Below are 214 nucleotides of genomic sequence, written 5' to 3'. Positions count from 1 at the left end.
AACATCGTTTAACCCAGCGTCGCGGCTCTCCTGTTCCGTCAGGGTCAGCATGGTGCGGTTGTCTTCGCCTTTCAGATCCATGAACGGCTTGGCATACGCTTCTCCCGCACTGGATACATCTTGCCAGATCTCTTTCCCTGATTTCTGACCCGTGACCAAGTCTCCCGTATAATCGATGACGTTATTTACGCCCGTAATCGTTCCTTGTACCGTG

General features: G+C 52.3%; 1 protein-coding gene. It reads right to left on the bottom strand.

Going from position 1 to position 214, the window contains the following annotated elements; translation table 11 throughout:
• Positions 1 to 214, bottom strand: a 214-nt coding sequence (locus Q0V21_RS32800) for a hypothetical protein (RefSeq protein ID WP_301882613.1), incomplete at both ends; no start/stop codon positions are given.

The sequence above is a fragment of the Paenibacillus sp. 11B genome, from assembly GCF_030487755.1.
Taxonomy (GTDB): domain Bacteria; phylum Bacillota; class Bacilli; order Paenibacillales; family Paenibacillaceae; genus Paenibacillus; species Paenibacillus vandeheii.
Note: the sequence above shows the minus strand (reverse complement) of the source record. Positions and strands in the feature narration are given on the sequence as shown.